The following is a 3,254-nucleotide window of genomic DNA, read 5'->3' as shown; positions in this document are numbered from 1 at the left end:
GGCAACGTCCTACCCTCGCAGGGGGCGATCCCCCAACTACTCTTGGCGTGCTGAAGCTTAACTTCTGTGTTCGGCATGGGAACAGGTGTATCCTTCAGGCTATCGCCACCACACTATTGAGAACTGATGCTCTCAAAACTAGATAATATCATTTTCTTGCCGACAACGACCGTTGTCTTACTTGGTTAAGTCCTCGACCGATTAGTACTAGTCCGCTCCATACATCACTGTACTTCTACTTCTAGCCTATCTACCTGATCATCTCTCAGGGGTCTTACTTCCATAAAGGAATGGGAAATCTCATCTTGAGGCGAGTTTCACACTTAGATGCTTTCAGCGTTTATCTCATCCACACATAGCTACTCAGCAATGCGCCTGGCGGCACAACTGATACACCAGCGGTGTGTCCATTCCGGTCCTCTCGTACTAGGAACAGCTCCTCTCAAATTTCCTACGCCCGCGACGGATAGGGACCGAACTGTCTCACGACGTTCTGAACCCAGCTCGCGTACCGCTTTAATGGGCGAACAGCCCAACCCTTGGGACCGACTACAGCCCCAGGATGCGATGAGCCGACATCGAGGTGCCAAACCTCCCCGTCGATGTGGACTCTTGGGGGAGATAAGCCTGTTATCCCCAGGGTAGCTTTTATCCGTTGAGCGATGGCCCTTCCATACGGTACCACCGGATCACTAAGCCCGACTTTCGTCCCTGCTCGACCTGTCTGTCTCGCAGTCAAGCTCCCTTCTGCCTTTACACTCTACGAATGATTTCCAACCATTCTGAGGGAACCTTTGGGCGCCTCCGTTACTTTTTAGGAGGCGACCGCCCCAGTCAAACTGCCCACCTGACACTGTCTCCCACCACGCTGAGTGGTGCGGGTTAGAGTGTTCACACAACAAGGGTCGTATCCCACCAGCGCCTCTGCCGAAACTAGCGTTCCGGCCTCTACGGCTCCGACCTATCCTGTACAAGTTGTGTCAACACCCAATATCAAGCTACAGTAAAGCTCCATGGGGTCTTTCCGTCCTGTCGCGGGTAACCTGCATCTTCACAGGTACTATAATTTCACCGAGTCTCTTGTTGAGACAGTGCTCAGATCGTTACGCCTTTCGTGCGGGTCGGAACTTACCCGACAAGGAATTTCGCTACCTTAGGACCGTTATAGTTACGGCCGCCGTTTACTGGGGCTTCATTTCTGGGCTTCGCCGAAGCTAACTCATCCACTTAACCTTCCAGCACCGGGCAGGCGTCAGCCCCTATACGTCATCTTACGATTTTGCAGAAACCTGTGTTTTTGATAAACAGTCGCCTGAGCCTTTTCACTGCGGCTGCACTTGCGTGCAGCACCCCTTCTCCCGAAGTTACGGGGTCATTTTGCCGAGTTCCTTAACAAGAGTTCACTCGCACACCTTAGGATACTCTCCTCGACTACCTGTGTCGGTTTGCGGTACGGGTAATAAAGTATTCACTAGAAGCTTTTCTCGGCAGTGTGACATCGGCCACTTCCCTACTTAAATTCGGTCCTCATCACAGCTTGTCAACCCGGCTGCCAGCATTTGACTGGTAACCTGACTTGCTGCTTGAACGCACATTTCCAATCGTGCGCACGGCTTAGCCTACTGCGTCCCTCCATCGTTCAAACACACTTTACTAGTACAGGAATCTCAACCTGTTAGCCATCGCTTACGCCTTTCGGCCTCAGCTTAGGTCCCGACTAACCCTGGGAGGACGAGCCTTCCCCAGGAAACCTTAGTCATTCGGTGGATCAGATTCTCACTGATCTTTCGCTACTCATACCGGCATTCTCACTTCTAAGCGCTCCACTAGTCCTTACGATCTAGCTTCACCGCCCTTAGAACGCTCTCCTATCACGTGACCTAATGGTCACATCCACAATTTCGGTGGTATCCTTAGCCCCGGTACATTTTCGGCGCAAAATCACTCGGCTAGTGAGCTATTACGCACTCTTTAAATGGTGGCTGCTTCTGAGCCAACATCCTAGCTGTCTATGCAACTTCACCGCCTTTTCCACTTAGGATACACTTAGGGACCTTAATTGGTGGTCTGGGCTGTTCCCCTTTCGACGATGGATCTTATCACTCACCGTCTGACTCCCGGATATAAATCTGTGGCATTCGGAGTTTATCTGAATTCAGTAACCCATGACGGGCCCCTAGTCCAAACAGTGGCTCTACCTCCACGATTCTCAATTCCGAGGCTAGCCCTAAAGCTATTTCGGAGAGAACCAGCTATCTCCAAGTTCGTTTGGAATTTCACCGCTACCCACACCTCATCCCAGCACTTTTCAACGTACACGGGTTCGGGCCTCCAGTGCGTTTTACCGCACCTTCACCCTGGACATGGGTAGGTCACCTGGTTTCGGGTCTACACCAACATACTGAAACGCCCGTTTCAGACTCGCTTTCGCTGCGGCTCCGTCTCTGCGACTTAACCTTGCATGTTAGCGTAACTCGCCGGTTCATTCTACAAAAGGCACGCTGTCACCCATTAACGGGCTCCAACTAATTGTAGGCACATGGTTTCAGGAACTATTTCACTCCCCTTCCGGGGTGCTTTTCACCTTTCCCTCACGGTACTGGTTCACTATCGGTCACTAGGGAGTATTTAGCCTTGGGAGATGGTCCTCCCGGATTCCGACCAGGTTTCACGTGTCTGGCCGTACTCAGGATCCTGAACTGAGGGTCGTCGGTTTCGTTTACGGGGCTCTCACCCTCTGTGGCCAGGTTTCCCAACCTGTTCAACTACCAACGACTTTGGTAACTCAAATGTTCAGTCCTACAACCCCAGGAAGCAAGCTTCCTGGTTTGGGCTGTTCCCACTTCGCTCGCCGCTACTATGGGAATCGCAATTGCTTTCTCTTCCTGTGGGTACTTAGATGTTTCAGTTCCCCACGTCTGCCTTTACTTAGCTATGTATTCACTAAGCAATAACCATCGGTTAAGATGGCTGGGTTTCCCCATTCGGAAATCTCCGGATCAAAGCTTACGTACAGCTCCCCGAAGCATATCGGTGTTAGTCCCGTCCTTCATCGGCTCCTAGTGCCAAGGCATTCACCATGCGCCCTTGTTAACTTAACCTAAATCACTAACGTGATTTCAGTTAATTGAGTATATGCGAAGTAGTTTAACTACTAATAAAAAACTCAAAATAACGCGGTGTTCTCGGCTTAATTAAAATGAAATTATTAATTAATAAAAGAAAATTGATATTATCTAGTTTTCAAAGAACCA

The 3,254-nt window shown here is 50.4% G+C and carries 2 rRNA genes; both read right to left on the bottom strand.

The window, feature by feature from the left end:
* Nucleotides 1-113 (bottom strand): 5S ribosomal RNA (gene rrf / locus FC82_RS06875); the annotation flags it as partial.
* A 68-nt stretch (nt 114-181) separates the two neighbouring features.
* A 23S ribosomal RNA gene (locus tag FC82_RS06870) occupies nt 182-3,101 on the bottom strand.
* Nucleotides 3,102-3,254: the final 153 nt, after the last annotated feature.

The sequence above is a fragment of the Secundilactobacillus collinoides DSM 20515 = JCM 1123 genome, from assembly GCF_001435975.1.
GTDB lineage: Bacteria > Bacillota > Bacilli > Lactobacillales > Lactobacillaceae > Secundilactobacillus > Secundilactobacillus collinoides.
The sequence above is the reverse complement of the archived record's forward strand: the minus strand, read 5'-3'. Positions and strand labels throughout refer to the sequence as shown.